The sequence below is a fragment of the Actinoallomurus iriomotensis genome, assembly GCF_030269445.1.
Lineage (GTDB): Bacteria > Actinomycetota > Actinomycetes > Streptosporangiales > Streptosporangiaceae > Actinoallomurus > Actinoallomurus iriomotensis.
In genome coordinates this window covers 254,832-272,654 of the sequence record NZ_BSTJ01000012.1, presented here as the reverse complement: position 1 = coordinate 272,654, position 17,823 = coordinate 254,832, and the positions used below count along the sequence as shown (strand labels likewise).

Sequence of the window (17,823 nt, the reverse complement as noted above, 5' to 3'; positions counted from 1 at the left end):
GGCTACGGCTCGTACGTCTCGCGGGCGCGCAGCAGGTCGGGCAGGTGTTCCTCGCTCCAGGCCCGCGCGGCGTCGATGAGCGGCACCAGGCTGCGTCCCAGCGGGGTCAGGGCGTACTCCACCCGTGGCGGGTTCTCGTCGTGGACGGTGCGGGTGACCAGGCCGTCGCGCTCCATCGCCCGCAGGGTCTCGGTGAGCACCTTCGGCGTGACGCCGCGCAGGGGCTCCCTCAGCTCGGTGAACCGCCGTGGGCCGCTCTGGAGGCAGCGCACCACCATGCCCGTCCACTTGCCACCGATCTGGACCGGCATGTCGCTGGACGGGCATCGGGGATCGAACTCCGGCGGCGCCACGGACTCGGCCATGCGCACGAGGTTAACCGCACGGAGCGGCACGGCGCCGGTTCCGTTGAAGTAACCGGTTTCCGATGAATACCGTCCCTGTCCGGCGCGCGAGAGACGTGCGCCGGGAGGGAGCGAGATGACCGGCATCGTGGTCTATGGGGCTGGCGGACGGGCCGGGCGGGCCGTCACGGCGGAGGCACGGGCACGCGGGCATCGGGTCACCGCGGTGGTCCGCGACCCGGCCCGGTACGGCGATCTGGAGGCGGACGGGGTGCGCGTCGTCCGTGGCGACGTCACGGACCGGAGCACGGTCCCCGCGATCGTCGGCGGGCACGACGCCGTGGTGCACGCGGTGAGCCCCTTCAGCGGCCCGGAGCAGGGCTTCGCCGATCTGGACCCGGAGTTCTTCGTCACGGCCGCCGACGCCCTCCTGGACGGCATGGCCGCGGCGGGCGTGCACCGCCTCGTGGCGGTCGGGCTGTTCGCGAACCTGATCGACGCCTCGGGCCGCCCGGTGATGGACGACCCGGCCGCCTTCCCGCCCGAGATCCGGCCGTTCGCCGCCGCGCACACCGCGGGCCTGAACCGCCTGCGGGAGCGGGCCGGGACGGCGGTCGACTGGCTCATGCTCACGCCTCCCGCCCGCCTGGAGGAGGCGGAACGGACCGGGCGGTACGCGGTCGGCGGGGAGACGACACCGCCGCCGGAGGCACGCCTGTCCTACGCGGACCTGGCCGTGGCGATCGTCGACGAGATCGAGACGCCCCGGCATCACCGCACCCGCGTCTCGGTCGCCGGCCGATGATCAGGAGGCGCCGGGACTGATCAGGCCGGACTCGTACGCCGCGATCACGGCTTGGACCCGGTCGCGCAGGCCGAGCTTGGCGAGCACGTTGCTGACGTGGGTCTTCACCGTGTGCTCGCTGACCACCATGGCGACCGCGATCTCGGCGTTGGACAGGCCGCGGCCCAGCAGCTTCAGCGTCTCCCGCTCGCGCGCGGTGAGGGCGTCCAGGCCCACCGAGCCGGTGTACGGCCGGGGCCGGCGGGCGGTCAGGTCGGAGATCAGCCGGCGGGTGACCGTGGGCGCCAGCAGGGACTCGCCCGCCGCGACGACGCGGACCGCGTGCACGAGGTCGTCGCGGCGCACGTCCTTCAGCAGGAAGCCGCTCGCCCCGCCGTACAGCGCGTCGTACACGTAGTCGTCCTGGTCGAACGTTGTCAGCATCAGCACCCGGCAGTCGGTCCGCGCGCACACCGCACGGGCCGCCTCGATGCCGTCCATGCCCGGCATCCGGATGTCGAGCAGGGCGACGTCGGGGCGGTGCGCACGAACGGCGGCGAGCGCCCCGGCGCCGTCGCCCGCCTCGGCGACCACCTCGATGTCGGGCTGCGCGTCGAGGATCATCGCGAACCCGCTGCGCACCAGTTCCTGATCGTCGGCGATGACGACACGAATGCTCATACCGGCGCTCCCACTCGCGCGTACGGCAGTGTCGCGGTCACCCGGTAGCCGCCGCGCACCGGGCCGGCCTCGGCCGTGCCGCCGCAGGCGGCGGCACGCTCGCGGATGCCGATCAGGCCGTGGCCCGCGCCGGCGGTCTTGCCGCCGCCGTCGCCGTTGTCCGAGACGGTGACCTCCAGGCCGGTGTCGCTCCAGTCCAGGCTCACGGTCACCCGGCTCGCACCCGCGTGCTTGACCGTGTTGGTGAGAGCCTCCTGGACGATCCGGTACGCCGCGACCTCGGCGTCGGCGGGGAGCGGCCGTACCTCGCCCGCCACCCGCAGACCGACCCGGAGGCCGGGGGTGCCGTCGACCTGCTCGACCAGGACGGGCACACCGGCCACGGTGGGCTGTGGCGCCCGGCTGCCCGTGTCGTGCTCCTCCTTCAGCACCCCGAGCATGCGGCGAAGCTGCACCATCGCGTCGCGGCCCGCCTCGGCGATCGCGTCGAAGGCCTGTTCGGCGCGGTCGGGGTTCGCCCGCACGACGACCGGCCCCGCCTCGGCCTGCACGACCATGATGCTGACGGCGTGGGCGAGGATGTCGTGCATGTCGCGGGCGATCCGGGCCCGTTCGGCGGTCGCCGCGCGCGCCAGGTCGAGCTCGCGTTCGCGCTCCATCTCCCCCGCCCGGTGCGCGAGCGCCTGCAGGCGGATCTCCCGGTGCCGCGCCAGCAGCCCCAGCACGTACGCGCCGGTCGTGGTGAGCACGCCGATGACACTGGTCGTCAGGCTGTGGGCGAACGCGATCGCGACGGCGCCGATCACGAGCAGCACGACCGTCTCCCGGACCCGGCGGCCGCCCCAGGCGATGGAGTAGGCGGCCACCAGCATGCCCCAGGCGATCGGCTCGCTGGCCGCGTGCCGGACCTGGTTGTAGCAGAACAGCGCGACGAAGATCACCAACAGGCAGGCCAGGGGGAACCGGCGGCGCCAGATCAGCGGCAGCGCCGTACCGGCGGTGAAGACCCACGCCCAGACCGAGAACGGACCGGGCTGGTTGACCCGCGGGAGCACGAACGGCGCGTAGAGCACCGCGAGCACCATCAGCGCGACCACGGTGTCGGCGAGGTAGGGCGCGGCGACACGCGGCCGGATCGGGGGGAGGCGCACGGCCTCAGTATCCGCCAAGGTGAGCGGGGGACGCGTCGCCCGTGTGACGGATCCGCGGCCGGCTCATCCGTCGTACGGGGGAGGCCGAAAGATCGGTGTGCTCGGCGATCCACCGGGGCCGCGCCGGGCCCGACGATGAGCCGAATGAGAAGACATCTGGCCGCCATCGGCGCCTTTCTCGCCCTCACGGCCCCCGCCGTCGCCTCGGCTCCGGCCTCGGCCTCGGTCTCCGCCCCCGTTCACCGGTCCGCGACCGCGCTGCCGCCGCTCGACCCGGCTCTTCTGCGAGCGGCGATCTCCGGTCTGCCGAACGCCACCGTGACCGGCGCGCTCATCAACGTGACCGGCCCCGCCGGCCAGTGGAGCGGCACCTCGGGCGTACGGGACGTCGTCACGAACCGAACCGTCCAGGGCGACGGGAACTTCCGCATCGGCAGCATCTCGAAGGTGTTCACCGCGGTGGTGCTTCTGCAGCTCGCCGCCGAGGACGAGCTGGACCTCGACCAGTCCGTACAGCACTACCTGCCCGGCCTTCTCCCCGCGTCGTTCCCGGCGATCACCGTGCGGCAGCTGCTGAACCACACCAGCGGCCTGCCCGACGGCGACCTGGGTGAGGGCGACGCCGAGTGGTTCGCCGACCACCGCTTCCAGAGCTGGACGCCCCGGCAGATCGTCGCGAACGCGGTGAGCCATCCGATGAAGTTCGCACCCGGCACGAAGCAGGACTACAACGGCACGAACTACTTCGTCGCCGGCCTGCTCGTCGAACGCCTGACCGGTCGTACGTACGCCCACGAGGTGCGACGGCGCGTCATCGAGCCGCTGAACCTGCGCGACACCTACGTCCTGGACCGTCACGACCCGCGTCTGCCCGGCCCGCACGCTCACGGGTACGTCGCCGTCACCAAGGACGGCACGACGACGCTGCGCGACGTCTCGGAGCAGAGCCCGTACCCGTGGGCGGAAGGCGGCCTGATCAGCGACAGCACCGACCTGCGGACGTTCATCACGGCGATCTTCCAGGGCCGCCTGGTGCCCGCCTCGGAGCTTAACGAGATGTTCACCGTCCCGGACGTGCCGTACCTGGGCACGGACAACTGCGTGATCGGCCCGGACGCGGGCCGTGCCTGCTACAGCGCCGGCCTGATGAGGACGACGATGCCGAACGGCCTGACCGCCTGGGGCAAAACGGGATCCCGGCCGGGCTACACGAGCGGCCTGTTCGCCACCCGCGACCTGGGCCGCGTGCTCGTCTACTCGCTCAACCCGACGGGCGACAAGGACGGCTCGGAGAGCCCCTACATCCAGAAGATCGCCGCCGCCGTCCTCGATCCGGACCTCGCCACCGGAAACTGACCGACCGGGCGGCCGGCTCAGCGGAGCCGGCCGCTCCGGTGCAGGTGGTCGAAGATGATCTGGTCGACCGGCGACACGCGGTCGCGGTCGCCGTAGGTGAGCCAGATGAGTTCCTCGATCTCGCTGCTGGGAACGGGGGTGCCCTGGTGGTCGGCGGTGTAGCAGGTCATCCGGACGGTGACGCCGTCGGTGTGGCCGTGCGCCTGGGCCTCGAAGGTGCCCAGGTGCCGGACGGTGGCGGGCACGATGGTGACGGCGAGTTCCTCATCGATCTCCCGGATGAGGGTTTCCAGGTCGCTCTCGCCGGGCTCGCGTTTCCCGCCGGGCAGGTAGTGGACGTCCTTGCCGCGGGACCGCGTGCCGAGGATCCTCCCGTCGTCCAGGTGGATCCAGGCGATCTTGTCGATGATCTTGGTCAACCGTCGTCTCCTGTCGTGTCTCGCCCGCACGGCCCATCGATGACCGGCCCGGCCGCGAGAACGGCCGGGCCCGGGGCCGCTACTCGCCGTCGAACGCTCGCACCACGCGTTTCGGGGCGGTCAGCCGCCAGGCCTCGGTCACGAGTTCGCGCAGGTGCTCCTCGCCGACGCGGGCCACGTCCACGCCGACCCAGCCGTGCCGGCCCACGTACGCGGGGTGAGTGAACGTCTCCGGATCCTCGGCCAGCAGCGCCGTCTGCTCGTCCTTCGTCGCCTTGACACTCGCGCTCGTGCCGTCGGCCGCCATGATGACGAAGATCTTCTCCCGTACGCGGAAGGTCGCGTTCCCCCACGTCTCGCGTTCGTGCGCCTCCGGCAGGGCGAGCGCGATCGCTCGCAGTGCCTCACCGGAGGCCATCAGAGGCGCGAGGCGGACCGGCGCTGGTCCTCGTCCTCGGGACCCTTGGGCACCCGGCAGGCGTGTTCGAGGATGAGGGCGACCACGATCAGGGCGATCGCCGCCAGCGCCGTGCCGCCGCTGACGTAGAAGTCACGCCGCGGCGACGGCTTCTCCAGCGAGGACGCCAGGTAGATCGCCATGCCGCCGAACACCCCGGCCAACACGGCCGCGGCGTACGCGCTCGCCTTGCCCAGGGCCGCCAGCCGCGCGGCGACCAGCGGCTCGATCGGCTTGGTGCCCGGTTTCCGCTGGATGCGGGCCCGGGTGACCAGGGCGGTGTAGAGCTCGCCGAGGGCGAGGAGCAGCAGCGACGGCACCATCGTCCAGGGCAGCAGCGGCAGCGAGAGGTACAGGAAACGTACGATCACCCAGGTCACGGCCGCCACCACGACCAGCGTGAGGGCGAGGACGGGGATTCGGGTCGGCTTCACGCGGGCGGCTGGAGGGAGAGGTCGTCGCGGCGCCGGAGCTCCTGGTCGGCCACGGCCGGCAGCAGGTCGGTCACGCGCCCCTGGCCGGGCAGCGTCGCGTCGGGTTCGAGGTCGCACCACGGCCGCAGCACGAACGCGCGCTCGCGCGCCCTCGGATGTGGCAGCAGCAGGTCCGGATCGTCGGAGGTCACGTCCCCCATCATGACGATGTCGATGTCGAGCGTGCGCGGCCCCCAGCGAACCTCGCGCGTACGGGCCATCGACTCCTCGATCGCCAGCACGCGTTCGAGCAGCGACTTCGGCGAGACCCCGCTGTTCGCCACGATCACGACATTGAGGAAGTCGCCCTGTTCGGGGCCGCCGACGGGCTTGGTCTCATAGACCGGCGACAACCCGATGAAGTCCAGACCGGGCGCGTCGAACAGCGCGTCGATCGCCTCCTGGAGATTGTCGAGCCGGTCGCCGAGGTTGCTGCCCAGGGAGAGTACGGTATGGCGCTTCTCCGTGGATGTCGTCATGGGCGGCTCCGATGAATCGTCACGGCAACGTCGGTGAAGGGGTGCGGCATGGGGGCACTCGGCTTGTGCACGGTGACCTCCACTTCCTCGACCTGCGGCGAGCCGAGGCACACTGCCGCCAGGCGTTCGGCGAGCGTCTCGATCAGGTTGACCGGCTCACCCTCGACCACGGCCACCAACCGGTCGGCCAGCGCGCCGTAGTCGACGGTACGCAGGAGATCATCTTCCGCCGCCGCGGGTCGCACGTCGAGCCCCAGCGTCACGTCGATCACGAACTCCTGGCCGAGCTCGCGTTCGGCCGGCAGGACGCCGTGGCGGCCACGAGCGCGCAGCCCGCTCAGGACGATCCGGTCAGTGCCCATCCTCGTCGTCTTCCTCTTCCCGGTTCAGCACGGGCGAGCCGTGGTGGAGCCACATCCGCCATCCCTCATCCGTACGGATGAACACATTGGTGGTCACCATGCTTCCCCCGGTCGTCAGCGAGTCCGCCGACTCCTCGACCGCCGTGATGATGTTCTCCGAGCAGGTCACCACCGCCTGGTCGCCGGAGATCCGCACCTGCATGTCGGTGAGCACGAACTGGATGTACGGGGTGTTCGCCATGATCAAGGCCCAGGAGCGCAACACCGTGCCCCGGCCGCGCAGCGGCGGCCAGCCCGGGTGCACGCAGACCACGTCTTCGGCGTGCGGCCCATCCGCCCACACCAGACCCATGCGGTCCAGGTCGGCGGACTCGAAGGCGGCGTAGAACTCGGCGTTGACCGCCTCCACGGCGCTCACGTCGATCTCCGTCACCATCCCTCCTCGGTCACCGGGCGGCCTCCCACGCGGCCGCGGCGCGTACGGCGTCGGCGTTGGCCCGTACGTTGTGCACGCGGACGCACCAGGCACCGGCCGCGGCGGCCAGCGCGGTGATCGCCACGGTCGCGTCGTCGGACTCGGCGAACGGCCGGTACGTGCCGTCCGGCGCGGCGAGCAGCCGGCCGAGGAACCGCTTGCGCGACGCGGCCACCAGCACCGGATGCCCGAGTTCCAGGAGCGCGTCGAGGTGCGCCAGGAGCGACCAGTTGTGGTTGTCCTCGGGGCGCTTGGCGAAGCCGAGACCGGGGTCGACGATCAGCTGGGCGGGATCGACGCCCTCATGGACGATCGCGGTGATGCGGGCGCGCAGCTCGTCGGTCACCTCGCGGACCACGTCCTTGTAGACGGCGCGGGTGTCCATGTCGTGACTGTGCCCGCGCCAGTGCATCACGACGTACGGCACGCCGGCCTTGGCCACCACCCGCGGCATGGCGGGATCGGCGAGACCGCCGCTGACGTCGTTGACGAGCCGCGCCCCGGACGCGACCGCCACCTCGGCCACCTCGGCCCGCATGGTGTCGACGCTGACCGGCACGTCCTCGGCGGCGAGGGCCTCGATCACCGGGATGATACGGCGCAGCTCCTCCTGCAGGGACACGCGCTGCGCGCCGGGCCGGGTGGACTCGCCGCCGACGTCGACGATGTCGGCGCCCTCCCGGACCAGGTCCAGGCCATGCCGGATCGCCGCGTCGTGGTCGAACCAGGCACCGCCGTCGGAGAAGGAGTCGGGGGTGACGTTGACCACGCCCATGACGAGACAGCGCCCAGGGGCGGGAAGGCCGGCGATGCTCGTGGTCATACCGGTCAGCCTAGTGCGGATGTGGTCCCCGTCAGGGCGCGGGCAGGGCGCGACGCGGAGGGCGCTTCAGGCCGGGGAGGCGCAGCCGGGGCCAGGCGATGAACGCCTCGGCCTCCAGGGCCGCCAGGGCGATCCTCGGGGCGTCGTTCAGGCTCGGGTAGACGAAGAACCGGGGCTGCCAGACCGGCTGGAACTTGGCGTTGAACTTGTACAGCGACTCGATCTGGAACCAGCGGGACAGGAACACCAGCAGCCCGCGCCAGGCCTTCAGCACCGGGCCGGCGCCGATGCGCTCGCCGCGGGCCAGGGCGGCGCGGAAGACCGCGAAGTTGAGGGACACGCGCTTGACCCCCAGATCGGGCGCCGCCTTGAGCGCCTCGACGATGAGGAAGTCGTTCAGGCCCGGCTGCGCGGAACGGTCGCGGCGCATCAGGTCGAGGGAGAGGCCGTCGGTGCCCCAGGGGACGAAGTGCAGGATGGCGTGGAGTTCGCCGTCCTTGGTGGCCGTGGCGAACACGCACTCCTCGTCGCCAGGCTCGCCGACCCGGCCGAGCGCCATCGAGAAGCCCCGCTCGTTGTCGGTGCCGCGCCAGGCGCCGGCCCGCTCCCACAGGGCCCGCAGCTCCTCGGGCGCGTAGTCCTTCTCCCGGCGGATCTCCGCGACGTACCCCTGGCGGCCCACCCGGTTGACCATCTGCCGGACGTTGCGCATCGTACGGCCGTCGAGGGAGAACTCGGCCGCGTCCACGATCGCCTCGTCGCCGAGCTCCAGCGCCGACAGGCCCGACTCACGGCACCAGATCTCCGCGCCGAGCTCGCTGCACCCCATGACCGCGGGCGCCCAGGCGTGCGCCGCGGCCTCCTCCAGGAACGCCTGGATCGCCCCGGGCCATGCCTCCGGGTCGCCGATCGGGTCGCCGCCCGCCAGCATCACGCCCGAGACCACCCGGTAGGTCACGCAGGCCTTGCCGGTCGGCGACCAGATCACGCTCTTGTCGCGGCGGAGCGAGAAGTATCCCAGCGAGTCACGGGCCCCGTGGCGGCCGAGCAGCCCGCGGATGCGTTCCTCGTCGTCGGCCGACAGCGACGGCGCCGGCTCGGCCGGGCGCAGGAACAGGAAGGCCGTGACCAGGCCGGTGAACAGGCCGAGCGAGCCGAGGATCAGGCTGAACAGGTCGTTCTTGCGGTCGGAGACGAACGTCACCGGCCCGGTGGCGCCCACCAGGCCCGCGGCCACGTGTTCCAGCCGCTCGCCGAATGAGTAGTGATGATCCAGGCCGCGGGAGTTCAAGGTGATGAACAGGAGCCCGAGCGCGACGCTGAACGCGGCGAGGAACAGCCCGACCCACAGCGCGCGCCAGCGGGTGCGGGGATCGCCGGTCGCGTAGAACTCGCCGCGGAAGTAGATCAGGGCCGCGAGCACGGCCGCGGCGACGAGCGCGGAGATCGCGAAGTCCTTGACGATGTGGGAGAACACCGTGAAGGCGAGCAGGACGACCACCGCGCGCCAGGCCCGGCGCTTGCGGCGGCGCAGGCCGTGGGACAGCAGCAGGAACAGCAGGCCGGCGATGAGCGTCGCGGTGCGGGCGGCGTTGTTGACCGACCCGGGAACGAACTCGTCGACGCGGACCATCCGGCGGTGCCACTCCGGCATGAGGGCCCCGAGGACGTCGTGCAGTCCGACGAGAAAGGTCAGCCAGCCGGCCAGCGCCGGAACCCATCGGCGCTGACGGCGACGCTCCTGGACGTCGTTCTCCGGACGCCCTGACGTCTCACGCTTCGACTCCACCATCACGGCCCCACAGCGTAGTCAGCCGGGCACTCGCCGCGTGTGAATCCGTATTCCCGATTTCGGGTTGTACCGCATATCCCACGGCGGCTCGTCCCCGTGTCACGGTAACACCGCGGACTCTTGGTACGACGCCGAGTCGGCGACGTTGGTTCGGCCGCCGCGTGGGTCAGCGGCCGAGGATGAGGCTCATCGCCTCGGCGCGGGTGCTCGGCTCGTCGCGGAAGTCACCGCGCACGGCCGAGGTCAGCGTCTTGGCGCCGGGTTTGCGTACGCCGCGCATGGTCATGCACAGATGCTCGGCCTCCACGACGACGATCACCCCCCGGGGCTGGAGGACGTCCATGAGGGCGTCGGCGATCTGGGAGGTCATCCGCTCCTGCACCTGCGGGCGGCGGGCGTAGACGTCGACGAGCCGGGCCAGCTTCGACAGGCCGGTGATCTGGCCCTTGTCGTTGGGGGTGTAACCGACGTGCGCGACGCCGTGGAACGGCACCAGGTGGTGCTCGCACACGCTGTAGACCTCGATGTCCTTGACGATCACCATCTCGTCGTGATCGGCGTCGAACACCGTGTTGAGGACGTCCTCGGGCCGCTGGCGCATGCCCGCGAACTGCTCCGCGTAGGCACGGGCGACACGAGCGGGCGTGTCCACGAGACCATCGCGGTCGGGGTCCTCCCCGACCGCGATGAGGATCTCGCGGACCGCCTTCTCGATCCGGGCCTGGTCGACCGGCGGCCCGTGCGGCTCTGGAGCTGAGGTCACGCCGGGCCTTCGCGGTCGTCCTGCTCTTCGCGGTCGACCGAGTGCGCCGTGCCGCTGCCGTTGCCCTGCGTCAGGTCCTTGACGTCCTTCGGGCCCATGAGCGCGAGCTCCTTGGGCGTCAGCACGGGCGGACGGTCCGACGGCAGCCGCTTGCCGTAGCCGCTGTAGGACGGGGCGGCCGGCCGCTTCTCCACCGGAGCGAAGATCTCCAGCACCTGGTTCTTGGACAGGGTCTCCTTGTCCATGAGCTGGAGCACGAGGTCGTCGAGGACGTCGCGGTACTGAACGAGGATCTCCCACGCGATGTCGTGGGCGGACTCGATCAGACGCCGGACCTCGTCGTCGATCGCGGAGGCGATCTCCTCGGAGTAGTCACGGCTGTGCGACATCTCCCGGCCCAGGAACGGCTCGCCGTTGCCCTCGCCGAACTTGCGGGCGCCGAGACGCTCGCTCATGCCGTACTCGGTGATCATCTTGCGGGCGATCGAGGTCGCCTTCTCGATGTCGTTCGCGGCACCGGTCGTGGGCTCGTGGAAGACGAGCTCCTCGGCCGTACGGCCGCCGAGCAGCATGGCGAGCTGGTCGAGCATCTCCGAGCGGCTCGCCAGGAACTTGTCCTCCATCGGAAGCGTCATCGTGTAGCCCAGCGCCTGGCCGCGGGACAAGATCGTGATCTTGTGCACCGGGTCGGCGTTCGGCAGGGCGTGCGCCACCAGGGCGTGACCGCCCTCGTGGTAGGCGATGGTCTTCTTCTCCTGGTCGGACATGACCCGGCTCTTGCGCTCCGGACCCGCCATGACCCGGTCGATCGCCTCTTCGAGGGTGTTCATGTCGATCTGCTTGCGGTCCATGCGGGCCGTGAGCAGAGCCGCCTCGTTGATGACGTTGGCCAGGTCGGCACCGGTGAAGCCGGGGGTGCGCCGCGCGATCGTGTCGAGCTCGACGTCGGGCGCGAACGGCTTGCCGCGGCCGTGGACCCGCAGGATGCCCTTGCGGCCCTCGAGGTCGGGCCGGTCGATGACGATCTGCCGGTCGAAGCGGCCCGGACGCAGCAGCGCCGGGTCGAGGATGTCGGGCCGGTTGGTCGCCGCGATCAGGATCACGCCGCCCTTGACGTCGAAGCCGTCCATCTCGACCAGCAGCTGGTTGAGCGTCTGCTCGCGCTCGTCGTGACCACCGCCGAGGCCGGCGCCGCGGTGACGGCCGACCGCGTCGATCTCATCCACGAAGATGATCGAGGGGGCGTTGGCCTTGGCCTGCTCGAACAGGTCACGGACCCGGGACGCGCCGACACCGACGAACATCTCGACGAAGTCCGAACCGGAGATCGAGTAGAACGGCACGCCCGCCTCACCGGCGACGGCGCGGGCCAGCAGCGTCTTACCGGTGCCGGGTGAGCCGTACAGCAGCACACCCTTGGGGATCTTGGCGCCGATGGCCTGGAACTTGGCCGGGTTCTGCAGGAACTCCTTGATCTCCTGCAGCTCCTCGATGGCCTCGTCGGCCCCGGCCACGTCGGCGAACGTGGTCTTCGGCGTGTCCTTGGTCACCAGCTTGGCTCGCGACTTGCCGAAGTTCATCACTCGCGAGCCGCCGCCCTGCATCTGGTTCATGATGAACAGGAAGATCAGCACGACGACGACGATCGGCAGGAAGCTGAACAACAGGCTCAAGAAGACGTTCTGTTTGGGCACCGAGACCGTGTAGCTCTTGAGCTGCCCGGCGTCGGTCTTCTGCTGCAGCAGGTTGGCGAGCTGGGCACCCTGGCCGTCGACCCACGACGCCTGGAGCTGCTTGCCGCTCTTGAGCTTGACCTCGATCCGCTGATCCTTGTCAATGATCTGGGCGGAGGTCACCTCGTTGTGCTGGATGGCCTGCACGACCCTCGAGGTGTCGGCCTTCTCGTACGAGCCTCCGGGATTGATCCCGTACATGACGAGGAGTACGAGCGCCCCGAAGGCCAAGATCCAGAGCAACGGCCCGCGAAAGTAGCGCTTCAGATCCATTTATGCGGAACCCCGTGGTGGGGCCCGTCCCTCCTGACCAGCGTCATCAGACCTCGTCGCGCGAACGCCCGCCGAGGCGGTCTTCCTGAGTACGGCCCGCAAGGAGCCCGAGATAACGAAGGTACACCGGTGTCGCGGAAGACCGCAGCACGACGTCCAGCGCCCCACTTCGCAACTAGGAACGTACGAGGCTAAGCCTCTTGTTCCCCACTTCCACCGTAGACGTGCGGCGCAAGTGTTCCGACGAAGGGCAGGTTGCGGTAGCGCTCGGAGTAATCGAGGCCGTAACCGATCACGAACTCGTTCGGGATGTCGAAGCCGATGTACCTGACGCCGACCTCGATCTTGGCGGCGTCCGGTTTGCGGAGCAGCGTGCAGACCTCCAGGGAGGCCGGGCCGCGAGATTCGAGGTTGCTGCGAAGCCAGGAAAGTGTGAGGCCGGAGTCGACGATGTCCTCGACGATCAGCACGTCGCGGCCCATGATGTCGGCGTCCAGGTCCTTCAGGATGCGCACGACGCCGGAGGACTTGGTCCCCGAGCCGTACGACGAGACCGCCATCCAGTCCATCGAGACCGGTGTGTGCAGCGCGCGGGCGAGGTCGGCCATGACCATGACCGCGCCCTTGAGGACTCCGACGAGCAGGAGGTCGCGGCCCTCGTAGTCGCGGTCGATCTCGGCGGCGAGCTCCCGGATCTTGGCCTGCAGCTCCTCCTCCGGGATGAGCACCTTTTCGAGGTCAGCCCGCATGTCCGCTTCGTCCACCAACAAGCCCTTCCAAGTCGAAGGAGGATTCAGTCTTTCCGTGGGGTTTCGGATGGCCCGAAGAGCAGCTTTTCATACCTGCGCCACACACGTACGCGCCCGGGCAGGTCGACGTACGCCTGGCCGCGCCACGCGGTGACCAGGGCGTCCACCGCGTCGACGTGCACAGCGGCGAGCGTACCCGGGGGGCTGCCCGCCTCGATCGCGGTGCGGTGCAGGACACGCGTGCGTACCGCACGGGGCAGCCCGGCCAGGGCCCGCACGCCGAGCGCCCGTACCGCGCCGGGCTCGTCCTCCGCGGCCTGCGTCTCGGCGGCCCACGCGTCGAGGGCGTCGGCGTCGTCGCGGAGCATGCGGGCGGTACGGGCCAGGGCGGCGGTGATGCCGGGGCCCAGGCCCTTCTCCAGGGCGGGCAGGACGTCACCGCGGACCCGCGCCCGCGCGAACGCGTGATCCTGGTTGTGGGGGTCGTCCCAGGGCGTCAGGCCCATGGCGAGACAGGCGCGGCGCGTGAGGTCCCGGCCGAGCTCCAGCAGCGGGCGACGGTAGATCCCCGAGACGGCGGGCATGCCGGCCAGCGAACGAGCGCCGGACCCGCGCGCCAGCCCGAGCAGCACGGTCTCGGCCTGGTCGTCGAGCGTGTGCCCGAGCAGCACGGCGGCGGCCCGGTGACCGGCCGCGGCGGCGTCGAGCGCCTCGTAGCGTGCGGTGCGTGCGGCGGCCTCCACCCCGCCCTCGGACCCGACCGTGACCGTACGGACCTCGGCGGGCTCCAGCCCCAGCCCGGTCAGGGTCCCGACGACGGCGGCGGCACGCTCGGCCGACCCGTCCTGCAGCCCGTGATCGACGGTGACCCCGCCCGCCTGGTGACCGGATCTGGCCGCCTCGAACGCCAACGCCCCGGCGAGCGCGAGGGAGTCGGCCCCACCACTGCAGGCGACGAGCACGAGATCGCCGGCCTCCACCGTGGCGAGGGCACGGCGAACCGCCAGCCGCACCGCCGCAACCGCCGGATCAGGTCCCACGCCCCCATTGTCGTACGCGCAGCCCCTCACGTGAGGCCCCTCACGCGAGCCGCCTCCCGCCGACTGCGGACGCCCCCACCCGCACACGGCACCCCGCCGGCACACGGCACCCCGCCGGCACACGGCACCCCACCCGCGCACGCACGGCACCCCGCCCGCACACGACACCCCACCCGCCCGGGGGCTCACCCCACTTTTATTGTCCAGTGCTGGTGGTGGCCGCCGGAAGGCGCGCGGAACCCATGTGGATAACCTCCGTGCCACCAACGCGCGCCCGGGACGGTTCGGTCGTTGGCGAAAGCTTCTCGACATAGCGTCGGGACATGTCCGAGATCGACATCGCAGGCGTGGCCGCGGCGATCGGAGACCCCTCTCGCGCGAAAGTGCTGCTGGCCCTGGCCGGGGGCAGTGTTCTGTCCGCGAGTGCGCTGGCCGCCGAGGCGGGGGTGAGCAACTCCACGATCAGCGGTCATCTGGCCAAGCTCCTCGACGCCAAGCTGCTGACCGTCGAACTGGACGGCCGGCACCGCTACTACCGTCTCGCCACCACCGACGTCGCCCGGGCCCTCGAACAACTGGCTCTGATCGCCCGTCCCCTCCCCGTACGGTCGCTGCGCGACGACGCCCGCGCCAAGGCCCTGCTGCGCGCCCGCCTCTGCTACGACCACCTCGCGGGCCGCCTGGGTGTCGCGCTGATGGACGCCCTCCTCGACCAGGGTGTGCTGGCCGCCGACGGCAGTCCCGAGACGTACCGTCTCAGCGGCGACGGTCACGGGCGGCTGGCCGCGTTCGGCGTCGAGGTGGAACGGCTCCCCCGCCGCCGCTCCACCGTCCGCTACTGCGTCGACTGGGGCGAGCAGCGCCACCACCTGGCCGGGGCGCTGGGCGCGGCCGTCACCGACCGCATGTTCGCCCTCGGCTGGCTCCGCCGTGGCAAGGCCCGTCGCGTCGTCCATCTCACCGACAGCGGCCGCGAAGGCGTCGCGTCGGTGTTCGGGATGTCCGTCTCCGAGATCTGAGGAGTCAGTCGGAGGGGAGTTCGGGCTTGCCGATGACGCGGCCGATCCACAGGGACGGGGTCTTGATCTCCGTGTGGGTCGGCAGGGTGTTGGGCGAGGTCCAGACGCGGTTGAAGCCGTCCATGCCGACCCGGTCGATGACCTCCTTGACGAAGCGTGAGCCCTCGGCGTACTGCTTCATCTTCATCTCCAGCCCCAGGAGGCGCCGGATCGTACGGTCGAACTGGGAGGCGCCCTCACGGCGGTGCTGGAACTTGGCGCGGATGTCGGCCACGGTCGGCACGACCTCCGGGCCCACCGCGTCCATCACGTAGTCGCCGTGGCCCTCGGCCAGGGTCATCACCGCGGTCAGCCGGTCGAGGATCTCCCGCTGCTCGGGCGTCTGGATCGCGTCGATCAGGTTGCCCTCGCCGCCGCGTACGGCGTCGGCGACCGCCTCGCCCACTCCGCGCAGCCGCTCCAGCAGTGCCCCCGGGTCGAGGTCGGAGGCCAGCAGGAACGCGGTCATCTGGTCCTGGACGTAGGCCCGCAGCCACGACACCGACGCGAACTGGGCGCGGTGGGTCTCCTCGTGCAGGCACACCCAGAGCCGGAAGTCGTGCGGGTCGACGTTCAGTTCCTGCTCGGCGTGGACGATGTTGGGCGCGACGAGGGTCAGCCGCCCCGTCGGCGCGCGGCCGGCCGGGTCCGGCGGCAGGAACAGTTCGTACTGGCCGAGCACGCGGCTGGCCATGTACGCGAGGATGGCGCCGACCTGCATGCCCGTGACCCGCGAGCCCACGGCCTGGATGACCACGCCGCCGACGCCTCCGCCGAGCACGCTGCTGCCGCGCCGGGCCTGGAGCTGCTCCATCAGGGGTTCGAGGACGACGCGGAAGCCGTCGACGTTGGCGCGGATCCAGCCGGGCCGGTCCACGACTTTCGCCGGCGAGGCGTCGATCCCGCCGTCCATGCCGGTGAAGTCCCGCACGTGGCCCTGCGCCACCGCGGAAAGCTCACGCAACTCGGTGACGACCTGGCGGGCCTCCCGTGGGCTCACCTGCGGCCCGGGGCGGACAAGCCGGGTCCCCGTCTGAACGGCGACGTTCCAGTCGATCATGGATGCTGGCATTACAACCCTCTCCGGCCGGGCTCTCCACCTACGGTACGTCCCCGTTCGCCCGGGGAGCATGCCTCACAGGGTCCAACGCCCGGAGACACCCGATGAACTCCCACCGAGCGGGTGTGATCAGCGGCATCCGCAGCCGGCCAGAGTGCCGGCGAGCGTGTCGAGAGCGGATATGGCCGCCGCCGGGGACTGCACCCGGTTGGCCATGAACGCGAACGCCAGCAGCCGCCCGTCCGCGTCCTCGACGACTCCGGCGAGGGTGTTGACCCCGTCGAGGGTGCCCGTCTTGGCCCGTACGACGCCCCGTCCGGCGGAGGCCGTGCCCGCGTCGAACCGGTCGCCGAGCGTGCCGGAGAAGCCCGCGACGGGCATGCCGGACAGCACGGTGTGCAGTTCGGGATGGGCGGGTGAGGCGGCCAGGGCGAGCACTTTGGCCAACGCGGAGGGTGTGATCCGGTTGTCGTGCGACAGCCCGCTCCCGTCGAAGATCTGGACGCCCCCGCCGACGCCGAGCCTGGTGAGCACGTCGCGCGTGGCGGCGGCACCGCCCGCGAACGTCGGCGGCCGGTGGAGGTTCGTCGCCAGCAGCCGGGCCATGGCTTCGGCGATGTCGTCGTCGCTGTGGGTGAGCAACTGCTCGACCAGCACGGAGACCGGCGGCGACTGCACGGCGCCGAGCCGGGTGGCCCCCTTGGGCGCCGTCGTACGCGACCCGACGTGCGCCGTCACGCCACGGCTGGTGAGCATCTGCGCGAATCTCTGCGCGGCGGCCGACGGCGGATCCTGGACGCGCGGGGTGTACTGGGCTCCCGGCACTATCCGGCCCGCGTCGAGTTCGAGCGCGCTCACCGGGGCCACGTCGCCCTCCGGGGAGAAGTAGAGCTGCTTCCAGCCCGGGGCCATCGTGCTGCCCTGGTACGCCGAGGTGTCGTAGTCGACCGTCACCTGCGTCGCGCCGGCGGCCTTCAGCGCCGCGGCGGTCTGCTTCGCCAGGTCGGCGAGCGACGCGTACTTCGGGTAGGCGTTCTTCGGGCTGGCGGCCGTCAGCGTGGGATCGCCCCCGCCGACCAGGATGACGCCCCGGCTGCTCCGCACCGCACTGGTGGTGAGGCGGTGGTTCGGGCCGACGGAGGCGAGCACGGCCGCCGCGGTGATGACCTTGGTCGTCGAGGCGGGCACCGCCGGCTGTTCGGCGTTGCTGCTGTACAGGGAACGGCCGGTCATGGCGTCGATGACGACACCCGTCAGGTTCTCGCCGAGGCCGGCGCCCCGCATCGGGCCGGCCAGGTGCGAGGCGAGAGTCCCCGGCGAGGGCAGCGGCGCGGTCGCCTCGGCGGGCACCAGCGCGGGCGCGCCCGCGGGCACGATCGTCCGGTCCGCGACGGTTGGCGGCCGGAGCGCGAGGGAACGATCTGGTGTGAGCTTCACCACTGCGAGAGCGGCGGTGACGAGGAAGACGTTCAGCAGCGCCAGTGTGATCATGGCCACGGCGCGCTCGGGCCTCCGCACCTTAATGCCCCTCTCCAACAGTGGCACTAGTGA

20 protein-coding genes are annotated in these 17,823 nt (G+C 71.1%); 3 read left to right on the top strand and 17 right to left on the bottom strand.

The annotated features are described in order from the left end of the window. Positions 1-2: 2 nt before the first annotated feature. Positions 3-365, bottom strand: a complete 363-nt coding sequence (locus tag QSK37_RS40170; RefSeq protein WP_285631819.1) for a winged helix-turn-helix transcriptional regulator — start codon at positions 363-365, stop codon at positions 3-5. A 115-nt stretch (positions 366-480) separates the two neighbouring features. Here QSK37_RS40170 and QSK37_RS40165 point away from each other — a divergent pair, with 115 nt between their 5' ends. Then, the gene (locus QSK37_RS40165) at positions 481-1,149 is read left to right on the top strand and encodes an NAD(P)-dependent oxidoreductase (protein WP_285631816.1); all 669 of its coding nucleotides are present in this window, start codon (positions 481-483) and stop codon (positions 1,147-1,149) included. Here the strand turns inward: QSK37_RS40165 and QSK37_RS40160 are convergent, their stop codons facing one another. Beyond that, positions 1,150-1,809, bottom strand: coding sequence for a response regulator (locus QSK37_RS40160; RefSeq protein WP_285631813.1), 660 nt, complete (start codon positions 1,807-1,809; stop codon positions 1,150-1,152). Continuing rightward, entirely contained in the window at positions 1,806-2,960 is a 1,155-nt protein-coding gene (locus QSK37_RS40155) for a sensor histidine kinase (RefSeq protein WP_285631810.1), read from the bottom strand. The genes QSK37_RS40160 and QSK37_RS40155 overlap by 4 nt, the downstream gene beginning before the upstream one ends. Before the next feature lie 144 nt (positions 2,961-3,104). On the opposite strand from QSK37_RS40155, the gene QSK37_RS40150 reads away from it, so the two are divergent. Next, entirely contained in the window at positions 3,105-4,316 is a 1,212-nt protein-coding gene (locus QSK37_RS40150) for a serine hydrolase domain-containing protein (RefSeq protein WP_285631807.1), read from the top strand. 17 nt (positions 4,317-4,333) lie between these two features. On the opposite strand, the gene QSK37_RS40145 is transcribed toward QSK37_RS40150, so the two are convergent. From QSK37_RS40145 to tilS, 12 genes are all read right to left on the bottom strand, one after another. Beyond that, the gene (locus QSK37_RS40145) at positions 4,334-4,735 is read right to left on the bottom strand and encodes an NUDIX hydrolase (RefSeq protein WP_285631804.1); all 402 of its coding nucleotides are present in this window, start codon (positions 4,733-4,735) and stop codon (positions 4,334-4,336) included. Positions 4,736-4,814: 79 nt separating this feature from the next. Further along, on the bottom strand, positions 4,815-5,153 hold the full coding sequence (locus QSK37_RS40140) for an MmcQ/YjbR family DNA-binding protein (protein ID WP_285578277.1): 339 nt from the start codon (positions 5,151-5,153) through the stop codon (positions 4,815-4,817). Then, complete coding sequence (locus QSK37_RS40135; RefSeq protein WP_285631801.1) at positions 5,153-5,626, bottom strand: DUF3180 domain-containing protein; 474 nt, start codon at positions 5,624-5,626, stop codon at positions 5,153-5,155. Before QSK37_RS40135 ends, QSK37_RS40140 begins: the two co-directional genes overlap by 1 nt. Continuing rightward, on the bottom strand, positions 5,623-6,144 hold the full coding sequence (gene folK / locus QSK37_RS40130; RefSeq protein ID WP_285631798.1) for a 2-amino-4-hydroxy-6-hydroxymethyldihydropteridine diphosphokinase: 522 nt from the start codon (positions 6,142-6,144) through the stop codon (positions 5,623-5,625). The genes QSK37_RS40135 and folK overlap by 4 nt, the downstream gene beginning before the upstream one ends. Continuing rightward, entirely contained in the window at positions 6,141-6,506 is a 366-nt protein-coding gene (folB, locus tag QSK37_RS40125; RefSeq protein ID WP_285578274.1) for a dihydroneopterin aldolase, read from the bottom strand. Before folB ends, folK begins: the two co-directional genes overlap by 4 nt. Next, the gene (locus tag QSK37_RS40120; protein ID WP_285578273.1) at positions 6,496-6,939 is read right to left on the bottom strand and encodes a nuclear transport factor 2 family protein; all 444 of its coding nucleotides are present in this window, start codon (positions 6,937-6,939) and stop codon (positions 6,496-6,498) included. The genes folB and QSK37_RS40120 overlap by 11 nt, the downstream gene beginning before the upstream one ends. A gap of 13 nt (positions 6,940-6,952) precedes the next feature. After that, complete coding sequence (gene folP / locus QSK37_RS40115; RefSeq protein ID WP_490246508.1) at positions 6,953-7,804, bottom strand: dihydropteroate synthase; 852 nt, start codon at positions 7,802-7,804, stop codon at positions 6,953-6,955. Between the two features lie 31 nt (positions 7,805-7,835). Beyond that, positions 7,836-9,593: a phosphatidylglycerol lysyltransferase domain-containing protein gene (locus QSK37_RS40110; protein ID WP_285631795.1), complete on the bottom strand. Its 1,758-nt coding sequence runs from the start codon at positions 9,591-9,593 to the stop codon at positions 7,836-7,838. 169 nt (positions 9,594-9,762) lie between these two features. After that, positions 9,763-10,359 (bottom strand): GTP cyclohydrolase I FolE, encoded by a 597-nt coding sequence (gene folE, locus QSK37_RS40105; protein WP_285578272.1) that lies wholly within the window; start codon positions 10,357-10,359, stop codon positions 9,763-9,765. Further along, positions 10,356-12,365 carry an ATP-dependent zinc metalloprotease FtsH gene (gene ftsH, locus QSK37_RS40100; protein WP_285578271.1) on the bottom strand — a complete coding sequence of 670 codons (2,010 nt, stop codon included), beginning with the start codon at positions 12,363-12,365 and terminating at the stop codon, positions 10,356-10,358. The genes folE and ftsH overlap by 4 nt, the downstream gene beginning before the upstream one ends. A gap of 191 nt (positions 12,366-12,556) precedes the next feature. Beyond that, positions 12,557-13,129 carry a hypoxanthine phosphoribosyltransferase gene (hpt, locus tag QSK37_RS40095; protein WP_285578270.1) on the bottom strand — a complete coding sequence of 191 codons (573 nt, stop codon included), beginning with the start codon at positions 13,127-13,129 and terminating at the stop codon, positions 12,557-12,559. A 29-nt stretch (positions 13,130-13,158) separates the two neighbouring features. After that, a complete protein-coding gene (tilS, locus tag QSK37_RS40090; RefSeq protein WP_285631789.1) occupies positions 13,159-14,154 on the bottom strand; it encodes a tRNA lysidine(34) synthetase TilS in 996 nt (331 codons plus the stop codon). Positions 14,155-14,477: 323 nt separating this feature from the next. Between tilS and QSK37_RS40085 the strand changes: the two genes are divergently transcribed. Continuing rightward, on the top strand, positions 14,478-15,173 hold the full coding sequence (locus tag QSK37_RS40085) for an ArsR/SmtB family transcription factor (protein ID WP_285631786.1): 696 nt from the start codon (positions 14,478-14,480) through the stop codon (positions 15,171-15,173). 4 nt (positions 15,174-15,177) lie between these two features. Here the strand turns inward: QSK37_RS40085 and QSK37_RS40080 are convergent, their stop codons facing one another. Both QSK37_RS40080 and dacB read right to left on the bottom strand, forming a co-directional pair. Continuing rightward, complete coding sequence (locus QSK37_RS40080; RefSeq protein WP_285631783.1) at positions 15,178-16,284, bottom strand: zinc-dependent metalloprotease; 1,107 nt, start codon at positions 16,282-16,284, stop codon at positions 15,178-15,180. 117 nt (positions 16,285-16,401) lie between these two features. After that, positions 16,402-17,790, bottom strand: a complete 1,389-nt coding sequence (gene dacB / locus QSK37_RS40075; protein ID WP_285631780.1) for a D-alanyl-D-alanine carboxypeptidase/D-alanyl-D-alanine endopeptidase — start codon at positions 17,788-17,790, stop codon at positions 16,402-16,404. Positions 17,791-17,823: the final 33 nt, after the last annotated feature.

Bases quoted from the DNA above. Each gene is read 5' to 3' on its own strand.
- QSK37_RS40170 (WP_285631819.1), bottom strand. From the start codon at position 365: ATGGCCGAGTCCGTGGCGCCGCCGGAGTTCGATCCCCGATGCCCGTCC.
- QSK37_RS40165 (WP_285631816.1), top strand. From the start codon at position 481: ATGACCGGCATCGTGGTCTATGGGGCTGGCGGACGGGCCGGGCGGGCC.
- QSK37_RS40160 (WP_285631813.1), bottom strand. From the start codon at position 1,809: ATGAGCATTCGTGTCGTCATCGCCGACGATCAGGAACTGGTGCGCAGC.
- QSK37_RS40150 (WP_285631807.1), top strand. From the start codon at position 3,105: ATGAGAAGACATCTGGCCGCCATCGGCGCCTTTCTCGCCCTCACGGCC.
- QSK37_RS40140 (WP_285578277.1), bottom strand. From the start codon at position 5,153: ATGGCCTCCGGTGAGGCACTGCGAGCGATCGCGCTCGCCCTGCCGGAG.
- folK (WP_285631798.1), bottom strand. From the start codon at position 6,144: ATGACGACATCCACGGAGAAGCGCCATACCGTACTCTCCCTGGGCAGC.
- folB (WP_285578274.1), bottom strand. From the start codon at position 6,506: ATGGGCACTGACCGGATCGTCCTGAGCGGGCTGCGCGCTCGTGGCCGC.
- folP (WP_490246508.1), bottom strand. From the start codon at position 7,804: ATGACCACGAGCATCGCCGGCCTTCCCGCCCCTGGGCGCTGTCTCGTC.
- ftsH (WP_285578271.1), bottom strand. From the start codon at position 12,365: ATGGATCTGAAGCGCTACTTTCGCGGGCCGTTGCTCTGGATCTTGGCC.
- QSK37_RS40085 (WP_285631786.1), top strand. From the start codon at position 14,478: ATGTCCGAGATCGACATCGCAGGCGTGGCCGCGGCGATCGGAGACCCC.
- QSK37_RS40080 (WP_285631783.1), bottom strand. From the start codon at position 16,284: ATGCCAGCATCCATGATCGACTGGAACGTCGCCGTTCAGACGGGGACC.